This is a genomic window from Microvirga sp. Mcv34, assembly GCF_024519725.1.
GTDB lineage: Bacteria > Pseudomonadota > Alphaproteobacteria > Rhizobiales > Beijerinckiaceae > Microvirga.
Window position 1 is genome coordinate 1 of record NZ_JALJRK010000228.1, and the last position, 1,626, is coordinate 1,626.

1 protein-coding gene is annotated in these 1,626 nt (G+C 66.9%); it reads right to left on the minus strand.

Features of this window, described 5'->3' with window-relative positions; genetic code table 11:
- Nucleotides 1-153: 153 nt before the first annotated feature.
- Nucleotides 154-1,506 (minus strand): IS1380 family transposase, encoded by a 1,353-nt coding sequence (locus OC446_RS30285; protein WP_262032573.1) that lies wholly within the window; start codon nt 1,504-1,506, stop codon nt 154-156.
- Nucleotides 1,507-1,626: the final 120 nt, after the last annotated feature.

Below are 1,626 nucleotides of genomic sequence, written 5' to 3' on the forward strand. Positions count from 1 at the left end.
CCGATCGTATTCACCTGAGCTTGTTGCAGTGACCTGATTTGCGATTTGGACGAGCCCATCTGTGGCGTCTTTTTCATCGCGGCGAGGTCTGGAACAGGGGAACGCGTTGGCGGGAACAACATGGGAGGATCGGGGCGATGGCAGCCCCGGCGCTCAGGGCGAGGCTGCCTGCGGCCGGGGAGCGAGAGCCCCGGCCAGGCGACGGACGAGATCCGCGTCCGGGCAGCCGGAGGCAAAGGCCAGCCGGATGCGGCTGGTGGTTTCCTGCACCCGCACGGCGATCTTGAGCAGGCGCAGCCGCAGCGTGGCGAACTCCGCCCGGGCGAGATCCCGTGCTGCCGGGATCGCCTCGCGCACGGACAGCATCAGCCAGTACGCGGCCGTGTGCAGTACCAGCCGAACCTGGTTGGCCACCGCCCGTCGGCACGAGGTCCGGTCGGAGGCAAGTTGCGCCTTGTGGAACTTGATCCAGTTCTCAGCCTGGCCCCGGGCACAATACAGGCTCTCGTAGATCACCCGTGGACTGGTGCCGGTCAGGTTGGTGACCACACAGCGGATGTCCAGCCCCAGGCGCGTGGCCTCGATGCGGGCGATCACCCGGCGCTCGCGCGGCCAGCTCTTGGCCCGGTGCGTCGTCTCGGCAAAGCCACGCACCACCTCGCGATCCTCGACCGCCCGCTGGGTGCGCACCGCATCCGCGGTGTCCTGCACCTTGCTGGTGAGCGGCCGGCTGCCGGCCAGCCCGAACAGATAGCTGAGGCCGTTCTGCTCGCAGAAGTCCATGGCCTCAGGGCGGGCATAGTGGCTGTCGCCGCGGATGGTGAGGTGTGTTGTCGGCCAGCGCGTCCGGATGCGCCGCACCAACCGGCGCAGATGCGCCCGCACCTCACGGCCCGAGGGCGTCTTGCCCGGCCGCAGCACGACGGCGACCGGGCGGCCGGTGCTGTCATAGACATGGATCGGCAGAAAGCAGCGCTCGTCATAGTGCGCGTTGAACAAGGACAGTTGCTGATGCCCATGCACCACGTCGCAGGTGTCGTCGATGTCCAGCACCACGCCGTCGGGCGGGGTGGCATAGCTGTCCATCCACTGATCGACCAGGGCGTAGCTCAGGCGGATCGCATCACGGATCGTTGGCGCATTCTCCAGACGCGAGAGGGTGGGCTGCGAGGCGAGATCGGCTCCGCTCTCCGGCAGGTGCCCGCAGGCGAGCTTGAATGCCGGGTCAGCGCGCAGCGGGCCGAAGTCATTGCAGTCCTCATAGCCACACGCGATGGCGAAGATGCGGGCGCGGAGCATATCCGGGATGGCGTGCGTCACGCGGCCTGGATCGCGCCGATCCGGGATGAGGCGCGCCAGCCGCTCGGCGATGCCAAGGCGGCGCTCGGCCTGGGCCAGGAGCATGACGCCGCCGTCCGATGACAAGCGTCCGCCGTCGAAAGCAGCGGTGATCTTCTTGCGGGATACGGCTGGAAACGGGAACGTTGCGGTTGTATCGTCCATCATGGCGGGTGTGGCAGCTTTGAAGGGGTTGCAGGACCGGTGTCAGCAACCAAATCCTAGGCTGCTTCAAGTGCTTAAGCTACATCCGCCAGCCCTCATCCCTCTTCCGATGCATAAGAACGG